The sequence below is a fragment of the Anaerotruncus massiliensis (ex Togo et al. 2026) genome (assembly GCF_030825285.1).
Lineage (GTDB): Bacteria > Bacillota > Clostridia > Oscillospirales > Ruminococcaceae > Anaerotruncus > Anaerotruncus massiliensis.
On the sequence record NZ_JAPJQF010000029.1, the window covers coordinates 3440 to 30345 of the forward strand.

At 63.6% G+C, this 26906-nt stretch carries 24 protein-coding genes; 7 read left to right on the forward strand and 17 right to left on the reverse strand.

From position 1 onward, the window contains the following. Positions 1 to 173: 173 nt before the first annotated feature. The 3 genes from RCI06_RS09450 to RCI06_RS09460 form a co-directional block, all read right to left on the reverse strand. A complete protein-coding gene (locus tag RCI06_RS09450; RefSeq protein ID WP_306575765.1) occupies positions 174 to 1775 on the reverse strand; it encodes an MBL fold metallo-hydrolase RNA specificity domain-containing protein in 1602 nt (533 codons plus the stop codon). A 599-nt stretch (positions 1776 to 2374) separates the two neighbouring features. Further along, positions 2375 to 2980 carry a hypothetical protein gene (locus RCI06_RS09455; protein ID WP_256152608.1) on the reverse strand — a complete coding sequence of 202 codons (606 nt, stop codon included), beginning with the start codon at positions 2978 to 2980 and terminating at the stop codon, positions 2375 to 2377. Between the two features lie 542 nt (positions 2981 to 3522). Further along, positions 3523 to 4476, reverse strand: coding sequence for a PfkB family carbohydrate kinase (locus RCI06_RS09460; RefSeq protein WP_306575768.1), 954 nt, complete (start codon positions 4474 to 4476; stop codon positions 3523 to 3525). Between the two features lie 187 nt (positions 4477 to 4663). Between RCI06_RS09460 and RCI06_RS09465 the strand changes: the two genes are divergently transcribed. Both RCI06_RS09465 and deoC read left to right on the forward strand, forming a co-directional pair. Beyond that, on the forward strand, positions 4664 to 5434 hold the full coding sequence (locus RCI06_RS09465; protein ID WP_306575772.1) for a GntR family transcriptional regulator: 771 nt from the start codon (positions 4664 to 4666) through the stop codon (positions 5432 to 5434). 149 nt (positions 5435 to 5583) lie between these two features. Then, positions 5584 to 6246: a deoxyribose-phosphate aldolase gene (gene deoC, locus RCI06_RS09470; protein WP_256152605.1), complete on the forward strand. Its 663-nt coding sequence runs from the start codon at positions 5584 to 5586 to the stop codon at positions 6244 to 6246. A 49-nt stretch (positions 6247 to 6295) separates the two neighbouring features. Here deoC and RCI06_RS09475 read toward each other — a convergent pair whose 3' ends face one another. Then, the gene (locus RCI06_RS09475; RefSeq protein WP_306575774.1) at positions 6296 to 7120 is read right to left on the reverse strand and encodes a TIM barrel protein; all 825 of its coding nucleotides are present in this window, start codon (positions 7118 to 7120) and stop codon (positions 6296 to 6298) included. A gap of 233 nt (positions 7121 to 7353) precedes the next feature. Here RCI06_RS09475 and RCI06_RS09480 point away from each other — a divergent pair, with 233 nt between their 5' ends. From RCI06_RS09480 to RCI06_RS09495, 4 genes are all read left to right on the forward strand, one after another. Continuing rightward, positions 7354 to 8841, forward strand: coding sequence for a sugar ABC transporter ATP-binding protein (locus RCI06_RS09480; RefSeq protein WP_306575776.1), 1488 nt, complete (start codon positions 7354 to 7356; stop codon positions 8839 to 8841). Beyond that, complete coding sequence (locus RCI06_RS09485; RefSeq protein WP_306575778.1) at positions 8841 to 9824, forward strand: ABC transporter permease; 984 nt, start codon at positions 8841 to 8843, stop codon at positions 9822 to 9824. The genes RCI06_RS09480 and RCI06_RS09485 overlap by 1 nt, the downstream gene beginning before the upstream one ends. A 71-nt stretch (positions 9825 to 9895) precedes the next feature. Continuing rightward, positions 9896 to 10882 carry a sugar ABC transporter substrate-binding protein gene (locus tag RCI06_RS09490; RefSeq protein WP_306575780.1) on the forward strand — a complete coding sequence of 329 codons (987 nt, stop codon included), beginning with the start codon at positions 9896 to 9898 and terminating at the stop codon, positions 10880 to 10882. A 49-nt stretch (positions 10883 to 10931) separates the two neighbouring features. After that, positions 10932 to 11933, forward strand: a complete 1002-nt coding sequence (locus RCI06_RS09495) for an SIS domain-containing protein (RefSeq protein ID WP_256152601.1) — start codon at positions 10932 to 10934, stop codon at positions 11931 to 11933. A gap of 124 nt (positions 11934 to 12057) precedes the next feature. On the opposite strand, the gene RCI06_RS09500 is transcribed toward RCI06_RS09495, so the two are convergent. The 4 genes from RCI06_RS09500 to RCI06_RS09515 all read right to left on the reverse strand — a co-directional run bounded on the left by RCI06_RS09500 (position 12058) and on the right by RCI06_RS09515 (position 16476). Further along, positions 12058 to 12333 (reverse strand): hypothetical protein, encoded by a 276-nt coding sequence (locus tag RCI06_RS09500; RefSeq protein ID WP_276873155.1) that lies wholly within the window; start codon positions 12331 to 12333, stop codon positions 12058 to 12060. 190 nt (positions 12334 to 12523) lie between these two features. Then, positions 12524 to 13492 carry a TIGR01212 family radical SAM protein gene (locus tag RCI06_RS09505; protein ID WP_306575782.1) on the reverse strand — a complete coding sequence of 323 codons (969 nt, stop codon included), beginning with the start codon at positions 13490 to 13492 and terminating at the stop codon, positions 12524 to 12526. Then, positions 13489 to 15189 (reverse strand): adenine deaminase, encoded by a 1701-nt coding sequence (ade, locus tag RCI06_RS09510; RefSeq protein ID WP_306575784.1) that lies wholly within the window; start codon positions 15187 to 15189, stop codon positions 13489 to 13491. The genes RCI06_RS09505 and ade overlap by 4 nt, the downstream gene beginning before the upstream one ends. A gap of 24 nt (positions 15190 to 15213) precedes the next feature. Further along, entirely contained in the window at positions 15214 to 16476 is a 1263-nt protein-coding gene (locus tag RCI06_RS09515) for a DUF1015 domain-containing protein (RefSeq protein ID WP_306575786.1), read from the reverse strand. Positions 16477 to 16595: 119 nt separating this feature from the next. Here RCI06_RS09515 and RCI06_RS09520 point away from each other — a divergent pair, with 119 nt between their 5' ends. Beyond that, positions 16596 to 17228: a manganese efflux pump gene (locus tag RCI06_RS09520; protein WP_306575789.1), complete on the forward strand. Its 633-nt coding sequence runs from the start codon at positions 16596 to 16598 to the stop codon at positions 17226 to 17228. Between the two features lie 95 nt (positions 17229 to 17323). Here the strand turns inward: RCI06_RS09520 and RCI06_RS09525 are convergent, their stop codons facing one another. From RCI06_RS09525 to RCI06_RS09565, 9 genes are all read right to left on the reverse strand, one after another. Further along, the gene (locus RCI06_RS09525; RefSeq protein ID WP_276873164.1) at positions 17324 to 18181 is read right to left on the reverse strand and encodes a phosphoenolpyruvate hydrolase family protein; all 858 of its coding nucleotides are present in this window, start codon (positions 18179 to 18181) and stop codon (positions 17324 to 17326) included. A 37-nt stretch (positions 18182 to 18218) separates the two neighbouring features. Then, positions 18219 to 19469, reverse strand: coding sequence for a Tm-1-like ATP-binding domain-containing protein (locus tag RCI06_RS09530; RefSeq protein ID WP_306575792.1), 1251 nt, complete (start codon positions 19467 to 19469; stop codon positions 18219 to 18221). A 44-nt stretch (positions 19470 to 19513) separates the two neighbouring features. After that, positions 19514 to 21448 (reverse strand): TRAP transporter fused permease subunit, encoded by a 1935-nt coding sequence (locus RCI06_RS09535; RefSeq protein WP_101548044.1) that lies wholly within the window; start codon positions 21446 to 21448, stop codon positions 19514 to 19516. A 108-nt stretch (positions 21449 to 21556) separates the two neighbouring features. Next, positions 21557 to 22585 carry a TAXI family TRAP transporter solute-binding subunit gene (locus RCI06_RS09540; protein ID WP_306575795.1) on the reverse strand — a complete coding sequence of 343 codons (1029 nt, stop codon included), beginning with the start codon at positions 22583 to 22585 and terminating at the stop codon, positions 21557 to 21559. Between the two features lie 139 nt (positions 22586 to 22724). Then, a complete protein-coding gene (locus tag RCI06_RS09545) occupies positions 22725 to 23135 on the reverse strand; it encodes a hypothetical protein (RefSeq protein WP_306575797.1) in 411 nt (136 codons plus the stop codon). Between the two features lie 35 nt (positions 23136 to 23170). Further along, on the reverse strand, positions 23171 to 24127 hold the full coding sequence (locus RCI06_RS09550; RefSeq protein ID WP_306575799.1) for an ROK family protein: 957 nt from the start codon (positions 24125 to 24127) through the stop codon (positions 23171 to 23173). 11 nt (positions 24128 to 24138) lie between these two features. Next, entirely contained in the window at positions 24139 to 25098 is a 960-nt protein-coding gene (locus RCI06_RS09555; RefSeq protein ID WP_306575802.1) for a type I phosphomannose isomerase catalytic subunit, read from the reverse strand. A 12-nt stretch (positions 25099 to 25110) separates the two neighbouring features. Further along, entirely contained in the window at positions 25111 to 25758 is a 648-nt protein-coding gene (locus tag RCI06_RS09560; RefSeq protein ID WP_101548033.1) for an SIS domain-containing protein, read from the reverse strand. Further along, positions 25755 to 26744 (reverse strand): ROK family protein, encoded by a 990-nt coding sequence (locus RCI06_RS09565; protein WP_306575805.1) that lies wholly within the window; start codon positions 26742 to 26744, stop codon positions 25755 to 25757. The genes RCI06_RS09560 and RCI06_RS09565 overlap by 4 nt, the downstream gene beginning before the upstream one ends. Positions 26745 to 26906: the final 162 nt, after the last annotated feature.

Genomic DNA, 26906 nt, shown 5'->3' on the forward strand with positions numbered 1-26906 from the left:
GTGCCCCGGCCTTGCCGGGTTGGTGCGCGGCGCACCGGGGCCGGCAAACGGCGGTACCCGCAAACGGCGGCCCCCCATGGGGGCGGCCGCCTGGGTATGCGGTCAATCGGGGCACACGGGGGAGGGTCGCTGACCCTCCTGTCCTATGATCGGGATACCAAAGGGACGCGCGCTTATCTGTCCCACTTGTCGCAGAGGGAATTGACCTGGTCGGCAAATTTGGCGAGGTCCTTGTTGGCGCCGCCCCTGTTGTGCTCGATGACGGCCATGAGGCGTTTCCCGGCGGCGTAGAGGCGGCCGAACACGCCGGTGTAGACGCTTTCGGGCTTGGCGGCGGGTTTCATGACCTCGCGCTTGACGCCCGGTTCGAGCATGGTGTTGGTCAAAAGGTCGAAGCCCGCGCCGTAGTCGGGCGCGGTGACGGGGACGTTGTAGCGTTTGGCGAGCAGGGCGGCGAAGGAGTCGCACACATCCGATTCGCCGTGCACCACGAAGATCCGTTCAATGGGGGTTTCAAACGCGTCGAGCCAGCGGAGCAGCCCGGCCTGGTCGGCGTGGCCGCTGACCCCCTCGAGGGAGACGATCTCGGCCTCGACTTCGATCGTCTCGCCGAAGAGCTTGACGGATTTGGCGCCCTCCATGAGCGCGCGCCCGAGGGTGCCGGTCGCCTGGTAGCCGACGAAGACGACGGTCGACTGCGGCCGCCAGAGGTTGTGCTTGAGGTGGTGCTTGATGCGCCCCGCCTCGCACATGCCCGACGCGGAGAGGATGACCTTGGGGGTGTTGTCAAAGTTGATGGCCTTGGATTCGTCGCTCGTGATGGCGAGGTGCAGGCCGAGGAAGGTGATGGGATTGATGCCGTGGCGGATGAGCTCGGTGGCCTCCTCGTCGAAGTCGGCGCGGTTGTCCTGGAAGATGCTCGTCGCCTCGACGGCCAGCGGGCTGTCGACATAGACGGGGAAGTTGTTGTGCCCGTGGACGAGCCCGCGCGCCTTGATGTCGCGCAGGAAATAGAGCATCTCCTGCGTGCGCCCGACGGCGAAGGAGGGGATGACGACGTTGCCCCCCCGGTCGAAGGTGCGCTGGATGATTTGGGCGAGGCTTTCGGCATAGTCGGGCGGGGGATTGTGGAGCCGGTCGCCGTAGGTGGATTCCACGACGACGTAATCCGCCTCCGCGATATAGCTCGGGTCATTGATGAGGGGCTGGTTGAGGTTGCCCACGTCGCCCGAAAAGACGAGCTTTTTGGTGACGTCCTCCTCGGTGACCCACAGCTCGATGCTCGCGGACCCGAGCAGATGGCCCGCGTCGATGAACCGGATGGCGATCCCGTCGCAAAGCTGTTCGACCTGGTTGTAGACGTATGGCTCGAGCTGGGAGATCGCCGCCTCCGCGTCCCGCATGGTGTACATCGGCTCGATCTCCTCGCGGCCGGCGCGTTTGCCCTTGCGGTTTTTCCACTCGGCCTCAAACTCCTGGATGTGCGCGGAGTCGCGCAGCATGATGCCGCAGAGGTCACAGGTCGCGTCGGTCGCGCAGATCGCGCCCCGGAAGCCCAGCTTTGCCAGCAGGGGAAGGCGGCCGGAGTGGTCGATATGCGCGTGGGTCAGCAGCACATAGTCGATTTCCCCCGGCGCAAAGGGGATCTCCTGATGCTCATATTCATCGGGGCCCTGCTGCATGCCGCAGTCGATGAGGATTTTCTTCCCGCACGCCTGTAAATAGTGGCAGCTGCCGGTGACCTCGTGATCCGCGCCAAAAAAGGATAGTTGCATAAGCCCAGCCTCCCTGTTTCATTTGTCCCTATTGTACTACATCCGGGCGGATCGCACAAGAAAGGATGCGCCGAGCATTTTTTATTGCTTTGCAATAAAAAATCGGCCATCTGCGGCGGTTGCCCCGCAGGGGCGAGCCGCTTGGCCATCATACGGAACGGCCATGTGCAGGCGGATGCGCGCTTACGCGCTCCCCGCCCCATGCGCGAAAAAATAGCCGCTGAGCGGCTATTTTTTATTGATTTTATAGACGAACATCGTCTTATAAAGTCTTTACAAGTGTTTATGAGCTTTACTGAAAAGTGGCTTAACATCAAGGCTTTTCGCACATCTTCTTATATCTCGTTATAACTCTGTAAATCTTTCTTTTGTAAACACAGGCGTCAAAAAAGCGTCAAATGTTCACGGATTGTCACGCAGTAGAATGGCCTTTTGAAACGAAGGAGCATAAAACTCTTAACCGCTCTGCTTTCACTTGCGTAATTGCTATACAAGCAGAGACAGGCGACTTGTCAACAACGGCGATACCGTTCGCTTTAACGTTAATAAGCACAGGTGGATCTGTTTCCCTTAGAGAAAAATTCATCTCATGATTTACATTAACTCTTGTCGACCAAATCAACAATTTTTCTGTGCAAATCTGCATATTCACATGGAATAGCGCCGATGTTTAAAAGCGATGAAAGAGTAATGCTTTTCTGATTTCCTACCTTTTCATTTAAAACCTTTGCAGGTAAAAGATAAAAATCCCACTGTTTCAAGTCCAAAGGATTGACCGTTTGTTGCTCTTTGTGTTTATGAACACAAAATACATATATATCAGCTTGCCGCTTCTTTAGCGTATCATATTCGTTCGTTTTACTGTCCCATGCCAATGTAGGCTGGATGCCAAATATAAGTTTGGAGAGGCCTTTTTGCTCCCACGTTTGAAGATAACCAGAAGTCTTTACCTCAATAGCAATTCCTTCCGCCGACAATAAATCATATTTGTCCCATGCAATACGTTCCTTGTTTTGTATTCCCATGGCGCATGCGACTATATATTCTGCCAATGCTCCCCTTTCGGTGTTTCCAAGCAAATCCGAATATGCCCAACTCCAGAAATCTTCTAATTTAGCTACTTGATTTCCTGTTTTATCGGTAAGCGGCATCTCGCCTTTTAAAAAGTGAGATGACATTGCCGGATACCTTATTTCCTCATTCATTTTATTATCAACCTCTTTTCCCTGTTGTAGTATGAAAATTATACCACACTAATGAGGATTTGGGCGCAAACAAGTAGTTTTTCGGAAGAGGGTACCCTCTTCCTATGCTTGCTACGGAAGTTTTCGACTTCAAAAAGCGGAATGGAAAGGAACAAAAATGAATTTCCAACGTAGCACATGGAAAAGCAGCTTTTCGCTCCCAATGGAACCTAATCCCTCATATCTTCTTAATCCTTTTTATAAGTTCTCACGGAGCACGGGCGTCAAAAAAGCGTCAAATGGCATTTGAAAGCTGTTTATTACCCCGCTGCGTGAAGCCAGAAAAGATAGAGTTTACGTGGGTTTCGGCGGGAGCAAGCCCCCGCCCTACAAAGGTTGTTCCACTATTTTTTATTGCAAAGCAATAAAAAATCGGCCATCTGCGGCGGTTGCCCCGCAGGGGCGAGCCGCTTGGCCATCATACGGAACGGCCATGTGCAGGCGGATGCGCGCTTACGCGCTCCCCGCCCCATGCGCGAAAAAATAGCCTAAGCGGCTATTTTTTACAGGAGCCGTCCGTGGCCGAACGCGCCCTCGACCTGGCAGGAGCGCGCGGCGAAGAGCGCGGCCTGCGAGAGACCGGCCCGGACCAGCTTCTGCCGGTAGTCGCCGAGGTCCCCGGGGAGGAAGCCGCCCTGCGCGGGAAGCGTGCCGGTGCAGTGTTCCAGCAGGCGCGCGCCGTCCAGGTAGGTGAGCAGGAAACGGGTGATGAAGGAATCCCCCGCGCCGAGCGTGTCGACCACGCTTGTCCGATAGGCGTCCTGGCGGTAGAACCCGTGCCCGTCGAAGCAGAAGGAGCCGTGCATCCCGCGGGTGCCCACGGCGAGGCGGCAGCCGAAGCCCACCGCACGGCGCAGCAGCGCCTCGGTCTCCTCCTCGGAGACGTTGCTGCAGGAGAAAAAGGCGTAATCGACCTTTTTGCAGACGCTCTCCAAAAAGTCGGGGGGCAGGGGGGTGAGCTCCTGGAGGTATTCCTCGCCCGACTGGTCGGTGAACTCCTGCTGCCACTCGACCGAAAAATCGTAGGAGACCGGCACGCCGAGCCCGCAGAGCAGGTCAAAGGCGCCGGGCGCGAAGGTGGAGTAGATGCTGGTATGGATGAGGTCGAAGGAGCGGATGTAATCCAGTTCTCCTTCGTCGAAGCAAAGCGGGAAGGCGTCGATGATCGAGCGGTCGTACTGGGTAAAGGTCCGGTCTCCCTCCCGCGAGACGATCACGTCCCGGGAGGTGATTCCCCGCTCCCGCCGCAGGTGGGAGACGTCCACGCCGGTTTCGGCAAGCCCGCCGGCCAGCAGGTCCCCGAAGCTGTCCAGGCCGGCCACGCCGATATAGGCGGACGGGTAGCCGTTGATGGCGGCATAGGCGGCCACGTTGGGACAGTTCCCGCCGGGGTAGGAGACGCCCGAGGCCGCGTAGGTATCGATGTTGTTATCCCCAATGGCAATGAGCTTGAACATAATGCCCTCCTTATTGATCGTTGAATCGGCTATAATATCATAATATATAACAATAACATACAAGTCAATAGAAATCCGTTAAAACAGCAGAAAAAAGAAAACTTTTCAAAAGGGATTGCCGCAGTGGGAATTTTATGTTATTATATATTATAACAAATATCGGGACGACAAGGATGGAGGTGGAGGAGTGGCCGAGAGCCTGAACCTGCTGGGGCAGTGCGCCCAGCCGCTGACGGTGATCCCGCTCTACCGGCAGCTGCGCAAGCTGATTGAAAACGAGATCGCCGCGGGCCGCTGGAAGCCCAACGAGCGGATTCCCTCCGAGGCGGAGCTGAGCCGGATGTTTTCGGTCAGCCGGATCACGGTGCGCGCGGCGCTGACCGAGCTGGCGGACGAGGGGATGCTCGTGAAGATCCAGGGCAAGGGGACCTTCGTGACCAACGCCAAAAGCAAGCAGCTTTTGACGATCGGGGTGTCGAGCTTTGAGGAGATGTGCCGCCAGAACGATCTGGAGCCCAAGCGGGTGCAGCTCTTCAAAAAGCTGGTGGACGCCGACGAGCGCGACATGGTGCAGCTCGGGGCCAAACGCGGGGAGAAGATCGTCTACCTCTCCCGTCTGCTCTACGCGGACGAGACGCCGCTCATCCTCGCCGAGGACCGGATGCGGGAGGAGTTCTCCTTCCTGATGGAGGAGGACCTCGAAAAGAAGTCCCTCAACGGGCTGATGATCCAGAGCGGGCTGGCGGACGGCCTCTATTCCAGCGAGCGGACAATTGAAATCTGCATGGCCACCGCGAAAGAGGCGGAGTGGCTGCGAGTGCAGGGCGGGTCGCCGCTGCTGCTGCTGCGGGACCTCTCCACCGACCGGGAGGGCCGGCCCGTCCGCCGGACAAAGGAGCTGCTTGTGGGGGACCGGGTGCGGATTTCCTACATCGCCCAGCCGCCCCGCAGGCCGTAAAACACAGAGGTTTTAGAGAAACTGCCGGTTTTCCGGCAGTTTTTTTATGCGTTTTTTTGCCTGTTTGCGGTTGACGCGGACAGGTCGGCAGGGTATAGTTGTATTATATCATTATACATCATAATGTAATATAGGAAAGGGCGGTTGTTATGAGCAAACTGGCATTGGAGATCGCGCACCAGATGGATGCGGTGGCGATCAGTCCGGAACACGACTTTCGGGACATGGAGGAGCTGGTGCGCGCGGCGAAGGAGTTCGACCTGCACCTCGTCTATGGGCTGAACTGCTTTTACCCCTATCTGCTGCGGGAGCTGAAGGGCACCCACACGATCGTGGGGGGCGGGCTTGTGTCGGCGTCGAGCGGGTTTGAATCGACCGAGCAGAAGCTCTTTCTCGCAAAGCTCTACCAGGAGATGGGCTGCGGCGAAATCGACATGTACCTCAACCTGCCCTATCTCCGCTCGGGGATGGAGGATCGGGCGCTCGAGGAGCTCAAGCGGATGCGCGAAGCGGTGAAATGCCCCCTCAAGGTGATTATCGAAGCGCCGCTGCTGACCCCCGCGCAGATCAAATCCGCCTGCGAGGTGGTCATCGCGTCGGGCGCCGACTTTATCAAGACGGGCACCGGCTTTTTCGGGCCGACCACGCTGGAGATCGTGCGGATGGTCAGCGATGCGGCCGCCGGACGCATCCGGATCAAGGCGGCGGGGGGGATCATGGGCTATGAAACCCTCAAGGCCATGCGGGAAATGGGGGTGTCCCGGTTCGGCATGGGCTATAAGAAGGTCGCTGCGATGCTCCGCGAGCTCTGAAGGCGGGGAAGCGGCGGCGGGGAAACCCGCCGCCGCTTTTTTGCGCCCGTCAGCCCAGCAGGCCGTCGAGGTAGCGTTTCGCCTCGGAGAGGTAGAACTCGGGGTCGCGGAAGTAGGGCTCCAGCACCTCGACCGAGCACCAGCCGTCGTAGCCGTGGGCCTTCAGCAGCGGGAGGAAGCTCTCAAAGGAGATCGTCCCGCTCCCGGGCGCGACCTGGAGGTGGGTCTCATAGATGCCGTCGCAGCCGCAGAGGTGCACATGGCGCAGCCGCCCGCCGAGCTTGTCCAGGTACTCCGACATCGGCTCCGCGGCGAGCGGCGGGATTGCCATGTCGAGCATCGCGCCGAAGCTGGGGACGCCCACATCGGCGATCAGCCGGGCGAGGTCGTCCGCGCGGCTGACGATCGGGCTGGTGTTCGGGCCGAGCGATTCCATGCTGACGGAGACGCCGAGCGCGTCCGCCTCGCGGCAGACCTCCCGCAGGCCGGAGACCAGGTCGCCCCACGCCTCGGAGGCGTTCCGCCCGTAGCCGGGGTGGTCGCAGGAGACGAGCATGCCGGGACATTCGATCGCCGCGCAGAACCGGGCGGCGCGTTTGAGATAGGCGACCGTCTCCTCCCGTTCGCGGGGGAGGGCGGAGGCGAGGTTATAGGGGTAGGCGAGCAGTTCGGGGGTGTACATGGGGATTTCGACGCCGTATTCCCGCTTCCAGCGCAGGATATCGCGGACGAGGGCGTCGTCCCCGTCGTAGGGGTAGGCGTGGGGGCGCGCGCCCCACAGCTCAATCCCATCGAATCCGTAGCGGCGGGCCATCAGGAAGCTGGTTTCGAGGGGGTAGCGCTTGAACTGGAGGGTGAGGAACGAGAGCTTCACAGGGGTTGCCTCCCTTCAAATGTGATCAAATATAACATAATATGATATATGATATTATGCAAGGGATAAAACTGAAAAGATTAATAAATTGTCTATAACTGATAAAAATCAACGGGATTTTTGTCACGTAAATGCGGCAAAAAGGATTGACTTGTTATATATTGTAGCATATAATAATGTCATAAAACAAGCGGAGCTTTGGAATCTGCCGAACAGGGGAAGGGGCGCGGAAGATGTCGGAATACATAGTGCAGACCAGGCGGCTCACGAAGCATTACGGAGGGGTCAAGGCCCTTACGGAGGTGGACCTCTCGTTTGAGCCGGGGCTGATCCACGCGCTGGTCGGGGAGAACGGCGCGGGGAAATCCACCCTGATCCGGATTCTCTCGGGGATCGAGCCGCCGACCAGCGGGGAGGTGCTCTTCGAAGGCGGGCTGGTGGAGGAGTTCTCCCCCCACGCCGCCCACGACAGGGGGATCAGCACCGTCTATCAGGAGCCGATGCAGGTGGGGCTGATGACGATCGAGGAAAACATCTACGTCGGGCGGTACGAAAAAAACCGTCTGGGCTTTGTGGATTACCGTGCGCTTCGCCGCAAGGTGACGGCGCTGATGGACGAAATCGGCATCCACCTGCCGCCCCGGGCGGTGGTCGGGGAACTGAGCGTGGCCAAGCGGCAGATGGTGGAAATCCTCAAGGCGCTCTCCTTCCGCTCCCGCTTCATCATCTTCGACGAGCCGACCGCCTCGCTCACCACCGAGGAGTGCGACAACCTCAAGCAGATCATCCGGCGGCTGAAGGAGCAGGGGATCACCGTGCTCTACATCTCCCACCGGCTGGAGGAGATTTTCGACCTCTGCGACACGGTGACCGTCCTGCGGGACGGGATGTTTGTGGGCAAGCGGCAGGTCTCGGAGATCGACCAGGACCAGCTGATCCGTATGATGGTCGGGCGCAGCATGGAGAACCTCTTCCCGAAGAAGGAGGTTCTCATCGGGGAGCAGATCCTCGAGCTGCGGCATGTGGAGAGCGCATCGGTGCACGATATCTCCTTCACGCTGCACCGGGGGGAGATTCTGGGCTTCGCGGGGCTGGTCGGCGCGGGGCGCACCGAGACGGCGAACGTCCTGTTCGGGATCGACCCCTATTCCGGGCAGGTGCTGCTGGAGGGGAGGGAGCTGAAAATCACCTCCCCCGCCGGGGCGATCGCCGAGGGGATCGGGCTGGTGCCCGAGGACCGCAAGCACCAGGGGCTGGTGCAGCTGATGTCGGTGCGGGAGAACATCACCCTGAGCAGCCTGCAAAGGCACGTCCGCGGGCCTCTGCTCGACCATGAGAAGGAGCGGGCGACGTCCGCCGGGCAGATCGGGCGGCTGCGGATCAAGACACCCACCGACAGCCAGCCGGTCAGCAACCTGAGCGGAGGCAACCAGCAGAAGGTCGTCTTTGCCAAATGGATGAGCTGCCTGCCGAAGGTGATCATCCTGGACGAGCCCACCCAGGGGGTGGACGTGGGGGCGAAGGCGGAAATCTATACGATCATCTCCGCGCTGGCGGAGAGCGGCGTCGGGGTCCTGCTGATCAGTTCGGAGATGACCGAGCTGATCGCGATGTGCGACCGCATCTGCGTGATGCGGGAGGGGCGGATCAACCGCATCCTCGCCCGCGGGGAATTCAGCGAGGACACGATCATGCGCTATGCGATAGAGGAGGTCAAGTGATGGAACAGGAAGAGAAAAGGGCCGGGGGCAGGCTGCTGCGCATCCTGGTCAAATATTCGGGACTGATGCTGGTGCTGGTGCTGATGGTCGTCATTGTGACGGCTAAGAACCCCAACTTTATCAAGATCGAGAATGTGATCGGCGTGCTGCGCCAGATGTCCATTTACGGCGTGATGGGCGTCGGCATGGCGATCCTCATCATCAACGGCTATTTCGACCTGAGCGTCGGCGCGATCGCGGGCCTGTGCGGCGTGCTGGCCGCGATGGTGATGAACGCGGGCGGCAATATGGTGGCCGCGATCCTCACCGCGCTTGCGGCGGGCATTGCGATCGGCGTGTTCGACGGGCTGGTCGTCTGCACCACCAAAATTCCCGCCTTCGTCTTTACGCTGGCGATGACCCAGGTGGTGCGCGGCGCGATCTACCTGATCACCGGCGGCTCGCCGGTCACCGGCCTGACCAAGGGCTACCTTGCGATCGGCAAGGACAGCTGGTTCGGCGTCCCGATCCCCATCTATGGGATGTTCGCGGTGATGTTCCTCGGCTGGGTGCTGCTCAACCACACCGCGATGGGCCGCTCGATCTACGCCACCGGCGGCAACCCCACGGCGGCGCGCTATTCCGGCCTGAAGATCAACCGGATCACCCTCTTCAGCTTCGGCCTTTGCGGCGCGGCCGCCGCAGTCGGCGGCATCCTGCTCTCCTCCAAGCTGCAGTCCGCCCAGCCGACAATGGGCGTCAGCTACGAGATGGACGCGATATCGGTCGCGGCGATCGGCGGGACCAGCCTTGCGGGCGGCGAGGGGTCGATCGGGGGCGTGTTGCTCGGCGCGATGATCCTCGGCGTCATCAACAACGGCATGGTCATGATGGGCATCAACTCCTACTGGCAGATGGTCGTCAAGGGCACCGTCATCGCCGGAGCGGTCATCATCGACATCGCCCGCAAATCCTCCAACGGCCGCAAGACGAAAAAGGCTTAGGCATTCCGTATCCGCGGGGCCCCGCGAGAGCGGGGGACCCCCTGATTCCATAACAGAAACGGGAGGAAATTATGAAAAAATTCCAAAAGGCAATCGCAGTCCTGTTGTCTCTGGCCATGCTGCTCGCCTTCGCGGCCTGCGGCGCTTCCGAAAGCGCGCCCGCGGCGTCCGGCGCGGGGGACCCCGCCCCGGCGGACAACGGCGGCAAGACCCATATCGGCGTCGCCTACTGCACGCTGGCGGAAGAATTCGCCGTGGACCTGCAGAAGGGCGTGCAGGAGAAGGCCAGGGAGCTGGGCGTCGAAATCAGCGAGGTCGATTACGCGCTCGATCTCTCCAAGGGCAACGACGAGGTGGATAACTTTATCCAGATGGGCGTGGACGCCATCATCCTCTGGCCGCTTGATGCGGCGGCCTTCGCGGGCGCCGGGGAAAAAGCCGCTGCGGCCGGCATCCCGGTCGTCACGGTGGACAGCACGATCGACGAGAACGTCTCCTGCTTCATCGCCTCGGACAACCGCGCGGGCGGCAAAGAGGCGGCGCTCTACGGACTGGAGGCGATCGGCGGCAAGGGCAAGGTGCTGATCATCACCCCGGCTCCCGGCATGACCAGCCTGGAGGACCGCTGCGAAGGCTATTATGACGCGCTCAAGGATTACCCTGACGTGGAAGTGATCGAGCAGATGGACCCCGGCACCCAGGCGCGTGCCGGTTACGCTCAAACGGTTGAGAACGCGCTCAACGCCAACCCCGACGTGGACCTGATCCTCGCCAACTGCGGCGACTGCGCGCTGGGCGCGCTGAGCACGGTGGAGCTCTACCCGGACAAATTCGCCGACGTGAAGATCATCGGTTATGACGCGACCCCCGAGCAGGTCAAGGCGATGCAGGAGGGCCGCCAGATCATCGCCTCGATGGCGCAGAACCCCATGAACATCGGCAGCCTTGCGGTTGAATCGGTCCAGAAGATCCTGGCCGGCGAAACGGTCGATGCGGTCGTCCGCACGCCCGGCGGCCTGGTGACCCGTGAGGAAGAAATGGCGAAAGCCGCAGCCTGACGCACCGCCGGGCACGCCCGGCAGATTGAATAATAAGGAGAAGAAACGCATGAATGAGATGGTTTACACGACTCCCGCCGATATCCGGAAGATCATTGCCGAAATCGTGGAGGCGAAAAAGAAGCTCGGCGGGATCAAACGGGCCTACTGCGTGGCCTGCGGCGGCAGCCTGTCCTGCTTCTACCCGATGACCTACTTCCTCAAGTCGGAGGCGAAGGAGCTGGCCTGCGATTCCGTCACCGCCAACGAGTTTGTCCACGCGACCCCCAAGGCGCTCGGTGAGGACTGCATCGTCTTTGCGATGTCGCTTGCGGGCGGCACGCCCGAGACGGTGGAGGCGGCCCGGGTCGCCAAGGAAGCGGGCGCCAGCGTCGTGGTGCTCTGCTCCAAGCACGATGTCCCGTTGGAGCAGTACGGGGACTATACGGTGATCTACCGGATCGAAACCGACAACATCGTGGAGAACCTCAACCAATACGTGATCCTGACTCTGGCGATCGAACTGCTCGAGCAGACCGAGGGCTATGCCTTCTATGAAGACGCGCTGGACGGCCTCGGGAAGATCCCCGGCATCTGCACGAAGGCCCTCGAACAGATCCACGGCCGCGCGATGGCGTGGGGCGAGCGGATGAAGGACGAGCCGGTCATCTATACGATGGGCAGCGGCCCCTCCACCTTCGTCTCCTATATGCAGAGCATCTGCATGTTCATGGAGATGGAATGGGTCCATTCAAGCAGCATCCACACGGGCGAATACTTCCACGGCCCGTTCGAGATCACCGACAAGAACACCCCCTTCCTCGTCTTTGAATCGGAGGGCCGCACTCGCGCACTGGATGAACGCGCCCTGCGCTTCCTCGGCAAGTACGCCGAAAAGGTGGAGATCATCGACGTCAAGGAGCTGGGGATCAACTCGATCGCGGATTCGGTCGTCGAGTTCTTCAGCCCGATCCTGCATTGGGTAATCGGCCTAGACTATGCTGGCGGCCTCGCCGCGGCGAAGAAACACCCGCTGATGATGCGGCGCTATATGTATAAGGTGGAATACTGAGAAGAACGCAGGAAAAGGCCGCCGCCCGTCATGGGCGGCGGCCTTTTGGCGTCACGGCGGCGGGCTACGCCCGGCTTAATCCGGGCAATCGCACAAGGAACGGAAAAAGGAACGAATAGAAAATCTATTCGTTCCTCTGATTGCTGGCCGCCTGTTCCTTCCGGACGGCCTCGGTGGCTTTCAGCTGGATGATCTCATAGTGCAGGCGGCGGTTTTCCTCCTCGAGCTTGTGGTAGTAGTGATAATCGACGTTGTGCTTGATGAGCAGTACGACGATCGCCGTCAGGAGGATCGTGACAAGCAGCAGCGCGAAGATGAAAAGATCCCCCAGCTGCAGATAGTAACCCCCGAACAGCTTGTACCGTTCAAGCCCGGCGATGTCGGAGAAGAGCTGGTTCATACCGGTATCCTCCTTTGTCTGTCTCACGCCGCGTCCGGCGGCGGTCCCACGTTCGTGTTTGGCGGGCTGTCCGTCCGGGGCGCGCGGCCTGTCCCATGTTCCCACCCCGGATTTCGTTAAACTCGACTTTAGCGAAATATCGCCCCGGTATCCGGCGGCTGGAAGGCCCGCCCGGGCCGACTTCGCCCCGTCAGCCCGGGGCCGCGCCGCCGGCGGGCATGCTCCCGAGGCGCTTTCCCTGCCAGGAATCCCGGCGCGCGAGCTCCTTGTCGATCTCGTTGAGCACGCAGAGCTTTTTGCGGCTCCAGTCGGGCCCGATGAGCGTTTCGGGGTCGCCGTCGCCGGTGAGCCGCCCGATCACACATTCGGGCGGCAGCCATTCGAGCTGGTCGCAGACGGTCCGCACGTATTCGTCGCGGCTCATCAGCGGGAAAGGCTTCTCCCGGTACTCCCGCGCGAGCGCGGTGCCCTCGAGCAGGTGCAGCAGATGAATCTTGACGAGGTGCGGGCGCAGCCCGCCGACCCGCTTCGCCGTTTCGGCCATCATGTCATGCGTTTCGCCGGGCAGCCCGTCGATCAGGTGCACGCCGAACGGTACGCCCCACGCCCGCAGCTTCCCGGCCCCTTCGAGGAAGTCGGCGTAGCTGTGGCAGCGGTTGATCCGCTCCCCCGTCGCGTCGTGGACGGTTTGGAGCCCGAGCTCGACGGTCAGGTAGGTGCGCCGCGCCAGCTCCCCGAGCAGCCCGCACACCTCGTCGGGCAGGCAGTCGGGCCGGGTGGCGACCGCCAGCCCCACCACCCCGGGACAGGCGAGCGCCTCCTCATAGAGGCGGCGCAGCGTGTCCGCGGGCGCGTAGGTGTTGGTGCGCGCCTGGAAATAGACGATGTGCCGTGGGGTGTCCCACTTGCCGGCCATGCGCGCGGCGACCTGGGAGAACTGCTCCCGGATGGGCAGGCGCGGGTCGCCGCCGAACTCCCCGCTGCCCGCGGGGGAGCAGTAGACGCACCCTCCCCTGCCCTTCGTCCCGTCGAGGTTGGGGCAGGTGAAGCCCGCGTTCAGCGGCACGCGGGAGACCTTGCCGCCGAACCGGCGGGAGAGAAAACAGGTGTAGGTGTGGTAACGCTTGTTGCTGTCGGAATACGGGAAGGGATTTTTCATTCGATGAAGGAGAATTTCGTCACGTCGAACATCCCCATGTCGGTGATGCGGATCTCCCCGATGACGGGCAGCGCCATGAAGCTCAGCGTAATGAACGGGTCGATTCCCTCCGCGACCCCCTGTTTTTTCGCCAGGGCGATCATCCCGTCGAGCGCGGGGATGAGGGTGTCGGCGGTTTCGTTGCTCATGAGGCCGGCGACGGGCAGCGGCAGCGTGCCGAGGATTCTGCCGTCCGCGGCGATCGTGTAGCCGCCCTGCACCCGTTCGATCTCCCGGACGGCGGCGAGCATGTCGGCCTCGTTGTCCCCCACGACGATGAGGTTGTGGGAGTCGTGCGCGACGGTGGTGGCCACCGCGCCGTGGGTGAGCCCGTAGCCCGCGATGAGGCCCACGCCGACGTTTCCGGTGGCGTGGTGCCGCTCGAAGACGGCGATCCTGCGCAGCTTCCCCGCCGCGATGAGCGAATCGACCTCGGAGGCGGGGAGATCGGTGCGGGTGGTCGTGACGTTGCCGGGCATGACGTTGATGACCGGGTAGCTCTCCCGCTTTGGCAGCGCGAGGCAGCCGTCGGAAAGCGGCGCGAGGTGGACCGAATGGGTGATCGGGTCGTCCTCCCCCGCGCTCCCGACGAGCCCGAAGGAGAAGGCCCCCCGGACAAATTCCTTCCCGTCCTTGTAGACCGCCCGCACGTCGATCTCCCGCAGGTCGGTAAAGACGACGAGGTCGGCCCGGTAGCCCGCGGCGACCGCGCCGAGGCCGTGGAGCCGGTGGATGCGCGCGGCGTTGATCGTCGCCATCTGGATCGCCTTCACGGGGTCGAGGCCGCATTCGACCGCGCGCTTCACGTTCCAGCGGATGGTCCCCTCGCGGCGGATGTCCGCGAGGTGCTTGTCGTCGGTGCAGAAGGCCATGTGGGAGGTGTCCACCCCGTCGGCGAGCGCGCCCTCGATGATCGGCGCGAGGTTTTTGCAGGCCGAGCCCTCCCGCACGAGCACCGCCAGTCCGGCGCGCAGCTTCTCGTGCGCCTCGGCCCAGGAGGTGGACTCGTGGTCGGTGCAGGTGCCCGCCGCGATGTACGCCTGCAGGCCGTTGCCGGTGATGCCGGGCGCGTGGCCGTCGACGACGCGGCCGGAAAAGAGCTCGAATTTGGCCATGACGGCGGGGTCGCGGCCCGCGACGCCCGGGTAGTTCATCATTTCGCCCAGCCCGAGGACGCGCGGCTCCTCTGTAAAGGGCTTCATCTTTTCAGCGGTGAACACCTCGCCCGCGTGCTCGAAGGGGGTCGCAGGCACGCAGGAGGGCAGCTGCACATAGTAGTTGACGGGCAGCTTCGCGGAGGTGTCGAGCATGAACCGCACCCCCGCGCCCCCCGCGACGTTCGCGATCTCGTGGGGGTCGGTGACGAGGGTGGTGGTGCCCCAGCCGAGCGCCTCGGTGCAGTAGGCGGGCGGCGACACCATCGACGACTCGACGTGCACGTGCGCGTCGATGAAGCCGGGCGCGACGAATTTCCCGCCGAGGTCGACGACCCTTTCCCCGCTGTCATAGCTGCCGACGCCGGCGATCATCCCGCCGGCGATGGCGATGTCGCCGGGGACGACCTCCCCGGAAAAGACGTTGACGACCCGCGCGTTTTTGAGCACGAGGTCGGGCTCCCGTTCGCCGAGAGCCGCCGCGATGAGGATTTCCCGTTTCATGAAAGCACCTCCAAAGGCTGTTGTTTACCGGATCGCCCGGCACTCCAGATAGTAGCGTTTTTCATGCGCGTGCCCCATCGAGAAGGTCTTGCGGGGCAGCGCGCCGTCGAGCAGGACGGTCGGAAAGAGCTGGGACTTCTTCATGACCGGCAGCAGAAAGCCGATCGTGCCGGGGCTTTTGCAGAGGTGCCCGACCACCTGCTCCCCGTGGATGTAATCGACCTTGCCGCCGAACCGGCCGAGGTACCAGTCGATGAAGTTCTGCAGCGTCCCGGCGGCGAGCTGGGAGGAGGGGTTGGCGACGTAGAGCCGCCCCCGCCGGGAGCCGCAGACGTATTCAAACGACTGCCCGCCCACCGCGTCCTCGCCGGTGTCGTAGTAGGCTTGGAGCTCGCGGAGCACCTGGTCGGGGTCCACGCCGAAGAGGATGCGGTGGATCGGCTCGAATTCGAGCGCCTCGTCGTGGACGTTCACGAGCTCGACGAGCGCGTAGCGCGCGGGATGGGTTTCACGCTGTTCCGCGGGGAGGGCCTTTTTGAGCCGCTCCCAGCAGGCCTTGGCGGTGGCCAGCGAGTGGTTGCCGTCCCCCACCGCGATGAGCAGCGGCCGCTTGCCGGGGAAGCGCGCGCCGTAGTCGCCGAGCTTTTCCGCGAGGGCGCCGAACGCCCCGTCCACCCGCGCGGCCTCGGGGCCGGACACCCGCCACCCGCAGATGCGTCCGCCCCCCTCCATGAGTTCGAAGTCGTAAAGCCGGGGCAGGCTTCCCGTCCGGGCGCGCAGCGGCTCGATGACGGTGCGGCCGGGGTCGTCGATCAGCACCATGATGTGTGGGCTTTCGAGCGGCGCGTCCTCCCGCACCCGGATGCGGGGGGGCAGGCGGCTTTCCACCGTGCCCTCGGTCGGCCGCACGAGCGACTGGCTGCCCGCGCCGTACTCGTATTCCTCGAGGTCGAGCTTGCCCACCAGCCCCTGCCGCACCTTGCCGGGGGCGAGGGTGCGCTGGAGGTAGACGTAGCTTTCGGGCAGGGTGCGGAAGAGCCCCTCGTCCAGATAGCGGCGCATCGCCGCGTTGATGCGCGGGATGCGCGCGCCGGCCTCCTTTTCGTCGAGGTAGACCTCCGGCAGGATCATGTCCAGCGTGGAGGGGGCGTCCCCCACCTCGCGGGCGACCCGCTCCCAGTACTCCGGCTCGGAGGTGTACTGGTCGCACGCCACGACGCTCCACCGCGTCATGTCCGCCTCCCGCGGAATCAGAATGTCCGCCGGGGAAAAGCCTGTTTTGTTCATCTGCATAACCGCCTTGTCGTTTGTTTTTGGGCCCGGCCCGCCGAACCAAATTCCCGGCGCGCCATAGTATGGGTTAGGCGCGGGTCTCCCGCGCGGTACATACGGGTGGTGTTGGGTCCATGCTATTTGTCTTTGTCACGGCGCTCGCCCTGAGCGCCGACGGGTTCGCCGCGGGCGCCTCCTTCGGCCTGCGCGGGGTCAAAATCGGCGCGGCCGCCAAAACCGCGATCGCGCTGCTCTCGACCGGCTTCGCCTTCGCCGCCGTCACGGCGGGCGGCGCGCTCGGGGCGTTCCTCCCCCCGAGCGCCGGGCGCTGGATCGGCGCGGGCATCCTGATCCTGCTCGGCGCGGGCGCGGCGGTCCGTTCCCTGCTGCCCGCGCGGGAGGCCTCCCCCGCCTCGGAAAAGCCGCCGCTGCAAAAGCGGTTCCACGCGCTGGGGCTGACGATCTTAGTCGTCCGGGAGCCGTCGGCGGGCGACCTCGACAACTCGGGCTCGATCGACTTGGGCGAGGCGCTGCTGCTCGGTTTCTCCCTCTCGGTCGACATGCTCGGCGCGGGCATCGGGCTCGCGCTGGCGGGCGCGGGCTCCCTCTGGCTGCCGCTGGCCGTCGGCGTGACGCAGACCGCCTGCCTCGCGCTCGGCGAGGCCGTGGGCAAGCGGCTCTCCCGCCTGCCTGTCCCGAAACGGGCGCTGGGCGTCCTTTCGGGCCTGCTGCTCGCGGCGCTCGGCGCCGCGCGGCTTGTGGTGTAACCCCATGATACCACATTCCCATACGGATTTCCACAGCGGAAAGGCAAAAGGGGAGGCCCGCCGGTTTGGCGGGCCTCCCCTTTTTTGATGCGTTTTTATGCCGGGTCCGCCGCCTCGTCCAGCGGCAGGCTTTTGAAGCTCTCGACCGTCCGGGAGACGATCTGCTCCACCGGGATGCGTTCGATGCTCGACGCGCCGATGAACCCGACCGCGGAGGTCTGGCGGAAGACGGCGCGGGCGTCGTCGGGCGAGATGATCGCGCCGCCGTGGCAGAGGGGGATGATGCCGGGGTTCTCTTCGAGCCCGGCCCGCAGGATCGCCTCGGTCTTTTCCATCGATTCCTCGAGGGTGCCGTCCGACTGGAGCCCGATGTCCCCGCCCTGCGTCAGCCCCGCGTGGGAGACGAGCACGTCCGCGCCCGCCGCGGCGTAGCGCCGGGCGTCCTCGGGGCAGAAGACATAGGCGAGCGTCAGAAAGCCCATGTCGGCGGCCATGCGCATGGTGGCGATCTCCCGGTCGAGCCCGAGCCCGACGTGTTCCAGCTCGTAGCGCAGGCGGCCGTTCATCTTGCCGACGGTGGGATAGTTGATGACCCCCGAGTACCCGACGTCGGCCATCCGCTCGAGGAAGCGGCGCATGTCGCGGGTGGGGTCGACTCCGAAGATGCCGCCGATGACCGGCGCGCGGCGGACGGCGTTGATGATGAGTTCCTCCCCCATCTCGAGCACCATTGCGTTGGCGTCCCCGACCGGGAGGTTCCCCAGAATCGAGCTGTAGCCGTTCATGCGGAAATGCCCCGAGTTATAGACGACGATCAGGTCGATGCCCGCGCGGTCGACGATCCGGCCGATCAGCCCCACGCCCGCGCCGCTCCCGATGATCGGGCGGCCCGCGGCGATCTCGGCGCGCAGGTTTTCGAGGATGGTGTCGCGGTTGATTTTCGTTCCTTGCATTGGCAAATCTCCTTACAGTTCCGGGACCGCGGCGGGGTCAGGCGTGCGCCTCTCCCCTGCGGACCGCGTCCCAGTCGATCATGCGGATGAGCTCCCGCACAAGCAGTTCGGCGAAGGCGGGGTCGTTGAGATGGCAGTCCTTTGTTATGACAGGGACCTGCGGGGGCATCTTCGCCTTGACCTCGCTGGTGAAGACCGCGTCGGTCTCCGGGTCGTAGAAGACGTTGCCCGCCTTGTCGATCTCGGAAAATCCCTGCGTGGGGATGACCAGCCGGGTGTTGCCCGCCGCGTCCCCGAGCCTGTGGACGAAGAGCTCGGCCAGCGCCCGCATGTCCCGCTTGTCGGCGCGGATCTTGAGAAGGCTCGGATTGTGATAGTAGCGGACCTTGTCCGCCTGCCCGGGGCGCAGCTGCTCCTCCGGGCCGATGTTGATCATTTCGAGCGCGCCCGGCACCACAATGTAGGGGATGTTCGTCTCCACCCCGCCCCGCAGCCGCTCCGGGCCGATCGCGTAGGCGCCCCCGCCGACCTCGTCCGCGAGCTCGGTGGTCGTGATGTCGAGCACCCCCGCGAAAAACCGTTCGCGGATCATCTTCTCCATGATCTTTCCGCCCGAGACGCCCCGCGCGTGGAAGATCACGATTTCATACCCCATCTCCTCGAGCAGCTCCTTGCAGCGCTGGACGCAGGGGGTGGTCACGCCGAACCCGGTGATGCCGATCGCCTTTTTCTTGTGGCGGGCGATCTTGGGCCCGTCGATCATCGCGCACATCACGGCGGCCGCCTGCCCGAGGATGTATTCGGTCAAAAAGTTGATGCTCTGGATGTCCGCCACCGAGTTGATGAGCAGGATGTCCTGCCCCTGCACGTAGGGCACCGTGTTGCCCGAGGCCATCGTGCCGACGATGATCTTCGGGATGCCCAGCGGCAGGTTCTGCATCGCGTAGCTCGCGATGGTGGTGCCCCCCGAGCCGCCCAGCGACATCATCCCGTCGAGGTTGCCCTCGCGGCAGAGCTTCTGGGTGATGCTCAAGAGCCCCTCCATCATGATTTTCGACGCCTCGAACCGGGAGAGGATGTTCTCTACCGAGGCAAACGAGCTGCCCGCGCTCTCTGCAACCTGGTCCTGCGTGAACTGGACCGGGAAGCTGCGCGCCGTGCGCTTGAGCCCGATGTCGATGATGCTCACCTGCGCGCCGCGCTCCTCGAGCTGCGCCTTGAGGTAGAGGGTCTCCTCCCCCTTGGTGTCGAGGGTGGAACAGATTACGATCTTTTTGTGTGCGTCCATCCGGTAAATTTCCGCCTTTCCCCAATATTTTTCGGGCCGCCCGGTCAGGCGGCCGGTCCTTCCGCGCCCTGTGCGCGGGCCGCGCGCCGGTGCCGGCAGAGGTGGGACGCGACGACCAGCGCGATAAGCGCCAGGCCGACGAAGTCGAAGGCGAAATGCGGCCAGATGCAGCAGAAGGCGGCGGCCGCCGCGCCGATGCGTTCGGGCAGGATCAGCTTCTCCAGGAAGAAGTTTTCAAAGAAGATCACGCAGGCGAACGCAAAGACCATGACCATCAGGATGCTCCAGACGAATTCCCACAGGGTGCCCATCAGCAGGATCTCCGGCCGGAAGATGAACATGAAGGGGATGGCGAAGCCGCAGACCGCCAGCCGCATGGAGATGAGGCTGGTTTTCATGAAGTCGCCCTTTGCGAGCCCCGAGGCCACGAGCGCGCCGATCGCGACGGGCGGCGTCACCGCGGAGAGCTCGCCGTAGTAGAAGACGAAGAAATGCGCCGCGAGCAGCGGGACCCCGAAGGCGGTCAGCGCGGGCGCGCCGAGCAGCGCCGCGAGGATATAGGCGGGCGCGGCGGGCATGCCCATGCCGAAGATGAGGCAGGTGATCGCGACGAAGAGCGCGAGCAGGAAGAGGTTGTCCCCCGCCAGCGTGATGACGAACTGCGAGATCTTGGAGGGCAGGCCGGTGGCGGTCAGGATCTGGACGACCACGCCCATGATCGCCATGACCACCGCGATCATCGCCATCGACTTGGAGCCGATCGCCAGCCCGTCGAGCGTCTTGCGGACGAACCCGCGGACGCAGCCGGCAAGCCCGCTCCCGCGCACCTGCTGGATCAGCCCGACGAGCAGCAGCGCGAGGATCGCGTAGAAGAGGGAGACCTGCGGGGAATACATCTTGACGAGGAAGACGACCAGGACGATGAGCGGGATGATGTAGATCACGAACTCCAGAAACGCCTTTTTAAAGTGCGGGAGCGCGTCGTCCTCGTTCTTTTTGTCCCCCAGCTTGATCGCCTTGATGTAGATGCTCAGCGAGATGCCGAAGTAGTAGAGCAGCGCGGGCGCCACGCCGATCAGCGCGATCTTGATGTAGGGGGTGCTCGTCCACGAGGCGATGATGAAGGCCGCCGCGTTCATGACGGGCGGCAGGATCGCGCCGCCGGTGGAGGCGGCCGCCTCGCACGCTCCCGCGAACTCGGGCGGGTAGCCGCGCTTCTTCATGAGCGGGATGGACACCGCGCCCGTCATCGAGATATTGGCGGCGACGCTGCCCGTCACCGAGCCGACCAGCCCGCTGCTGAGCACGGCGACCTGTGCCGCGCCCGAACGGACCTTGCCGCTTGCGGCCATGGCGACGTTCATGATCGCGTCGAGCGCGCCGAACGCCTGCATGAGCCCCGCAAAGATCGAAAAGAGCACGATCGTGTTGGCCGAGATGGTCCCCAGCATGCCGAACACGCCGGTAAAATTGGTGGTGGAATAGGTGATGACCCGGTCGAGGCTGAGTCCCCCGTGGTAGAGGAACCCGGGCATATAGGGGCCGAAATAGCCGTAGGCCAGCGCGATCAGCACGATGATGGGGATCGTTTTGCCCCAGGTGAGGTAGGTGCCGATCATCAGCACGGCGAGCAGGATGGCGCCCGAGAGCACCTTGCCCGGCGGGTTCTGCCCCATCGAGGTTTTGAAGGCCTCGTAGTTGGCGGCGATAAAGATGGTCACGCCCACGCTCGCCAGCGCGAGCGCGGCGAGCAGTGAATTTTCGACCGGGTGGCGCCTGTCGTCGAGCTTCATCTTCTGCAAAAAGACGATCACCAGCGCGAAGCAGATGTGGATCGCCACATGGATGTCCGAAAAGACCAGCAGCTTCTGCGCCGAGACGAAGTGGTAGACGCTCATCAGGATGGCCGTGGCGGTGGTCAGCCGGTCGATTGTACGGTTGCGCCGGCTGTAATCGCCGGGCAGGTTACGCTGTTGCATGGATGCCTCCTTTTTCCTTGCGGGCGGGCCTTCCGGCCCTCTTCCACAGCGCGGTACGAGCCCGCCCGCTCCGCCGCCCGGTCCTCCGGGCGGCGGGTCGTGGTTCGGTTATTCGCCGTAGACGGTGAAGCGGTCGTCCCACAGCCCCGCTTCCTTGAGCGCGCGCGCGGCGCCCGGGTGGAAGGGCACGTCCTCGACGCAGACGCTCGTGACGTAGTCCTTGAGAGGCTTCAGGTCCTGGGTGATCTTGCCCAGCTCCTCAATGTTGGAGATGCACGCCCTGGTGAACTCATAGACCGATTCCTCCGGCACGTCGGCGTGGAAGATCATGACGCCCGCATTGACCGGGGAGAGCCTGGGATCGCCCTCGGGGATGATGTCGCACTCCGCGTGGGTCAGATCCTGCGCCATGATGCCGGGGTTGATCTCGTGGATTTTAGCGCCGACCTCGGGCGGGAGGGAGAGGATGTTGATGTCGCGCACGGTGAGCAGCTCGATGATGCCCGCCGGCGGCACGCCGTTGCCCCAGGTGCCGACGCACGCGTCGACGCGGCCGTCCTTGAGCGCGGAGAAGCCGTCGCTCCAGGTGAAATATTCGATGTTCACGTCGTCGAGGACGCCCGCTTCCCGCAGGACGATCTTGAGCACCTCGGTCGAGGCGGAGCCCACGTCGGGGAAGGCCATTTTTTTGCCGCGCAGGTCCTCGTAGCTCTCGATGCCGCTGCCCGCGACGGTCAGCACCGGCAGCCGCCAGGAGACGAACCCGAACGCCTGGAGCATCGAGCTGGCGGGGATCTCCTTCTGGAAGGGCTCCTCGCCGCGCAGCGCCTGCACAAGGTTGATCGAGCCGGTGTAGCCGCCCTCGAGCTCGCGGGAATCAAGCAGGTTGATGATTTCGACCGCGCCGGTTGTCGTGACGGTGGAGGTTTTGATGTCGGAGTTGCGGTTGACCACCGAGGACATCGCCTCGATCGCGACGTTGTCGGTGCCGCCCACCGAGCCGGTGCCGAGGCGCAGCGCCCGCATGGGCGCCGCATCCGCCTGCGGGGCGTCGCCGCCCTGCTGCGCGGGCGCGCCGCAGGCGGCCAGCAGGCAGACCAGCGTAACGGACAAGAGGATGGAAAGGATGCGTTTCATGGAAAAAGCTCCTCCTTTTTTCAAATCGGAAATCAACGGGATCATTCGGCTGCTGCTTGCAAGCATGTAAAAAAGATTGGCCGGAATATATGCACCTTGCATAGAAGCAATCTTTTTTATTTAGCTCGATTATAGCATGTTATCTAAAATTTACAATAAGGTTTGGGCTATATGACGAATTTTCTTGCAATGTCCATAATCTTCTGGAAGGCAATTCGTAGGAGTCCACAAGCATTTTCCTGGTTTCTCCGTCAAACCGCTCGACATCTTTCCACATTTTTGTGGGATCGTCCAAATTTCCATTCCGGAGAGGTGGGCATAAACGGAAAAACTTATCCGTTTTGCCCTTTTTCGCCCCTTTTTCTTGTCGAAAACCCATAAACGCGCGCAGTTTTTCCATTCCAGCTAAAAATGCAGCCGGATTCTTTGCGGTTTTGACCGGGCTTTTCCCCGCCGCCCGGCAAACTGCCAAAATTTCCGCCGGGCTCTTTCGGCAGTTTGCCCCAGGCGCGGAAAAAGAAAACAACCGGGCGGCCGCGATCTCTGTCACAGCTGCCCGGTTGTCAATGAAATTGTTCTCTGGGATCAGGCGTCCTTGTGCGCCAGCATGGCCGCGCCGATGATCCCGGCCTTGTAGCCGAGGGTGCAGGCGGTGATGCGGGTGTACTTCTCCCCGCGCCCGCCGAAGATTTCGGCGTAGGCGCGCTCCCGCAGCGGCGCGAGCAGGGTTTCCCCCTCCTTGGCGATGCCGCCGCCGAGGCTGATGACCTCCGGCTCGAAGATGTTGATGATGTTGGTCACGCCGCAGGCGAGGTAGCCGATGTACGCGTCGACGACCGCCTGTCCGGCGGCGTCCCCCTCCTTCGCGGCGAGGAAGGCGGTGCGCCCGTCCGCGCCGCCGTTTGCGGCGGCGAGCGCGGCAAGCCGGCTGTCCGGATGGGCGGCGGCCGCCTCGTTGGTCAGGTTGATGAGCCCGGTGGCGGAGGCGTAGGCCTCGAGGCAGCCGTGCCGCCCGCAGGTGCACAGCCGTCCGCCGTACCGGATGACCATGTGCCCGAGCTCGGAGGCGGCGTAGTTGTAGCCGGTGAGGATCTCGCCCGCGAGCACCACCCCGCAGCCCACGCCGGTGCCGAGCGTGACGATGACCGCGCTGGAAGCGCCCCTGGCGCTGCCGGCGCACACCTCGCCGAGGGCGGCGACGTTTGCGTCGTTGCCCATCGCGACGGGCAGTCCCAGCGCCTCGCTGAGGTAGCGGCGCATCGGGTAATCGCGCCAGCCGAGGTTGTTGGAGTACTCCACGACGCCGGTTTCGGGGTTGATGGTGCCGGGACAGCCCACGCCGATCCCCCGCACCTGCAAAAGGTCCAGCCCGGCCGCATGGAGCGCGTCCCCGGCGGCCCGGACGATGTCGGCGCACACCTCTTCCGCGGGACGGGGCAGCGCGGTCGGCAGGCTCCCCTCCCCGAGGATGGCGCAGCTCTCCGCATCCACGATCCCCACCTTGATGTTGGTCCCGCCCAGATCGACGCCTATGTAATACATCGCATTTCCTCCTATACCGTTGTGAGCAGCAGCTCGCCGTTCCCGGCGAGGGCGAAGCCCGGCGCGTCCGCCGGGACAAAGAGGCTCTCCCCCGCGCGCAGCGGGAATTCCTCCCCGCCGCAGGAGAGCGCCGCCCCCCCTTCGGTGCAGAGCACCGAAACGAAGGAATCGCCCGTCATTTCGCGGCGGTAATTGCCCGAAAGAGCCAGCGCATCCACTGTAAAGTAATCGCACTTTGCAAGGCGCCTGAGGCGGAAATCCGCCGTTTCCGCAAGCATTTCCGCGCCGGGCGCGCCCGCGGGAGCGGGCGCGCGCAGGGTCACGTCGAGCGCCTTGTCCACATGCAGCTCCCGCGGCTTCCCGTCCGCCCCGACCCGACCGAAGTCGTAGACGCGGTAGGTCGTGTTGGAGTTCTGCTGGATCTCCGCGAGCAGGATGCCCGCTCCGATCGCGTGGATCGTGCCCGCGCCGATGAAGAAGACGTCCCCCTTGTGCACGGGGGCCTTGTGGAGCGCCTCGGTGATCGTGTGGTCCGCGATCCTCCGGCGCATTTCCTCCGCCGAAATTTCCCGCTCAAACCCGAAATAGAGGAAGGCGTCCGGCTCGCAGTCGACGACATACCACATCTCGGTCTTGCCGCGTCCCCCCTCGACGCGGCGGGCGTAGCCGTCGTCCGGGTGCACCTGGATTGACAAAAACTGCGCCGCGTCGATCAGCTTGATCAGGATCGGGAACTCCTTCGCGCCCGCACAGTTTCCGCCGAGCGCCTCCGGATGCTCCGCGGCAAACCGGGAAAAGGGCGTCCCCGCGAATTCCCCGCAGGCGATCACGCCGTCGCCGTCGGGGTGGGCCGAAAGCTCCCAGCTCTCGGCCAGGACCGGCAGCGCGGTGCGCTTGCCGTAGGCTGTCTTCAACCGGGTCCCGCCCCACAGGTAGTCCTTACAGGCGGGCGTCAGCCGAAAAGGCTGCATGGCGATACCCCCTCATTCGTCAAATAGTTCCGATTCCACATACGCGCAGAGGAAATGATAGATTGCCAGATGGCATTCCTGCACGCGGTAGGTCTCCCGTTCGGGCGCGCGGACCGCGCAGTCGGCGAGCGGGGCGAGCTTTCCGCCCCCTTCGCCTGTCAAGGCGATCACCTTTGCGCCCCGAATTTTTGCCGCCATGGCGGCCGCGCGGACGTTTTCCGCGTTGCCCGACGTGCTGAGGCCGAGGAACACGTCCCCCGGCCGCGCGTAGGCGTATGCCTGCTGTGCGTAGACGAGCGCCGGGTCGACGTCGTTTTCAAAGGCGCTCATGAGCGCCGCGTGCGCGCAGAGGGAGACGGCGGGCAGCCCGCCCTGGAGCTTTGCGGCGATCGCCGCCCCCTCCCCGCCGAACCGTTCGGCGAAGGCGGCGCGTTCCGCCTCGGGCAGCGGGCGGCGGAGTAGAAAGCCCTTCATCAGCTCGCCCACGATGTGATCGGCGTCCGCGCAGGAACCGCCGTTCCCACAGGCGAGCAGCTTGCCGCCCTGCCGGAAGGCGTCGAGCAGCAGCCCGCAGGCGCCCAGAATCTCCGTTTTGATCGCGCCGAATGCTTCATGGCGCGCGAAAAAGCCGTCCGTCAGCCGGCTGGTGCGTTCTTTCATACCGGTTCCTCCGCGGTTTCGATGTGGTAGCGCGCGACCGAGAGGGCGGCGATATCCCCCACCGATTCGGAAAGCGCGCTGGGCAGCACCTCGCACACCGCGCGGGCGGCGGGCAGCGCCTCCCGTTCGAGGACCTCCCGCGCCGCCGGCCATATCTCATTATAACATCTTGCGAAAATGCTGCCAATCACGATTTTTTTGGGATTCATCATGTCGATTATGATGGAAAGCCCCCGCCCGAGCTGGGTCCCCGCTTCGCGCAGGATCTTTCGGGCGAGCGGGTCGCCCGCGGCGGCAGCCTCCCCCACCCTGCGCGCGTCGAGCGCGGCAAGCGCCGCCATGTCGGGACAGAGGGCGGGGCTTTTCCCCGCCTGGAGCTCCTCGAGCGCAAATGCCCGCGCGAGCTGGGCGATCCCCCCGCCGCTGCAAAAGCCCTCAAAGGAGCCCGCCTTGCCGTAGCCGACGGGCCCGTGCGCCTCGAGGCGGATGTGGCCGAGCTCACCCGCCATGCCCGACGCGCCCTCGTAGAGCCTGCCGCCCAGGATGAGGCCCGCGCCGAGCCCCGTCCCGAAGGTGAGAAAGACCAGGTCGCGGCAGCCCCGTCCCGCGCCGTACTGCCATTCGGCCAGCGCGCCCGCGTTGGCGTCGTTGCAGAGCCAGGCGGGCAGGCCGGTGCGCTCCGACAGGATTTTTGCGGCGGGCACCGCGTCCCAGCCGGACAGGTTGGGCGGCGAGAGCACGATTCCCGCGCGGCTGTCGAGCGGGCCGCCGCAGCTGATGCCGATCCCTTCGGCGCGCTCCCACGCGGGCAGCGCGGCAAGGCAGTCGCGGAGGTCTCCCGCGAGGGCCTCGAGCATCCCGGCTGGGGTATATTCCCGTGTGGCGCGGGGAACGGCGCGGCAGAGCACCTCCACCTGCTCGCCGTCCGCCCGGCCAATGCAGGCGGCGCATTTGGTGCCGCCGATGTCGACGCCGGCTAGATACATCTGTGCTCTCCTTTCGATTTGCCGCTCAGAGAGCGGCGGAGTTGCCGGGTCCCGCCCCGACTGTGGTTTGAGATTATCCGCTCATCGAGCGGTAGAGTTTGTCGGTAGTCGACCGACAGCGAGTTCCTTTCTTGCTTGCCCAAGAAAGGAACCAAAGAAGGG

Bases quoted from the DNA above. Each gene is read 5' to 3' on its own strand.
- RCI06_RS09450 (WP_306575765.1), bottom strand. From the start codon at position 1,775: ATGCAACTATCCTTTTTTGGCGCGGATCACGAGGTCACCGGCAGCTGC.
- RCI06_RS09455 (WP_256152608.1), bottom strand. From the start codon at position 2,980: ATGAATGAGGAAATAAGGTATCCGGCAATGTCATCTCACTTTTTAAAA.
- RCI06_RS09460 (WP_306575768.1), bottom strand. From the start codon at position 4,476: ATGTTCAAGCTCATTGCCATTGGGGATAACAACATCGATACCTACGCG.
- deoC (WP_256152605.1), top strand. From the start codon at position 5,584: ATGAGCAAACTGGCATTGGAGATCGCGCACCAGATGGATGCGGTGGCG.
- RCI06_RS09480 (WP_306575776.1), top strand. From the start codon at position 7,354: ATGTCGGAATACATAGTGCAGACCAGGCGGCTCACGAAGCATTACGGA.
- RCI06_RS09485 (WP_306575778.1), top strand. From the start codon at position 8,841: ATGGAACAGGAAGAGAAAAGGGCCGGGGGCAGGCTGCTGCGCATCCTG.
- RCI06_RS09490 (WP_306575780.1), top strand. From the start codon at position 9,896: ATGAAAAAATTCCAAAAGGCAATCGCAGTCCTGTTGTCTCTGGCCATG.
- RCI06_RS09495 (WP_256152601.1), top strand. From the start codon at position 10,932: ATGAATGAGATGGTTTACACGACTCCCGCCGATATCCGGAAGATCATT.
- RCI06_RS09500 (WP_276873155.1), bottom strand. From the start codon at position 12,333: ATGAACCAGCTCTTCTCCGACATCGCCGGGCTTGAACGGTACAAGCTG.
- RCI06_RS09505 (WP_306575782.1), bottom strand. From the start codon at position 13,492: ATGAAAAATCCCTTCCCGTATTCCGACAGCAACAAGCGTTACCACACC.
- ade (WP_306575784.1), bottom strand. From the start codon at position 15,189: ATGAAACGGGAAATCCTCATCGCGGCGGCTCTCGGCGAACGGGAGCCC.
- RCI06_RS09515 (WP_306575786.1), bottom strand. From the start codon at position 16,476: ATGAACAAAACAGGCTTTTCCCCGGCGGACATTCTGATTCCGCGGGAG.
- RCI06_RS09520 (WP_306575789.1), top strand. From the start codon at position 16,596: ATGCTATTTGTCTTTGTCACGGCGCTCGCCCTGAGCGCCGACGGGTTC.
- RCI06_RS09525 (WP_276873164.1), bottom strand. From the start codon at position 18,181: ATGCAAGGAACGAAAATCAACCGCGACACCATCCTCGAAAACCTGCGC.
- RCI06_RS09530 (WP_306575792.1), bottom strand. From the start codon at position 19,469: ATGGACGCACACAAAAAGATCGTAATCTGTTCCACCCTCGACACCAAG.
- RCI06_RS09535 (WP_101548044.1), bottom strand. From the start codon at position 21,448: ATGCAACAGCGTAACCTGCCCGGCGATTACAGCCGGCGCAACCGTACA.
- RCI06_RS09540 (WP_306575795.1), bottom strand. From the start codon at position 22,585: ATGAAACGCATCCTTTCCATCCTCTTGTCCGTTACGCTGGTCTGCCTG.
- RCI06_RS09550 (WP_306575799.1), bottom strand. From the start codon at position 24,127: ATGTATTACATAGGCGTCGATCTGGGCGGGACCAACATCAAGGTGGGG.
- RCI06_RS09555 (WP_306575802.1), bottom strand. From the start codon at position 25,098: ATGCAGCCTTTTCGGCTGACGCCCGCCTGTAAGGACTACCTGTGGGGC.
- RCI06_RS09560 (WP_101548033.1), bottom strand. From the start codon at position 25,758: ATGAAAGAACGCACCAGCCGGCTGACGGACGGCTTTTTCGCGCGCCAT.
- RCI06_RS09565 (WP_306575805.1), bottom strand. From the start codon at position 26,744: ATGTATCTAGCCGGCGTCGACATCGGCGGCACCAAATGCGCCGCCTGC.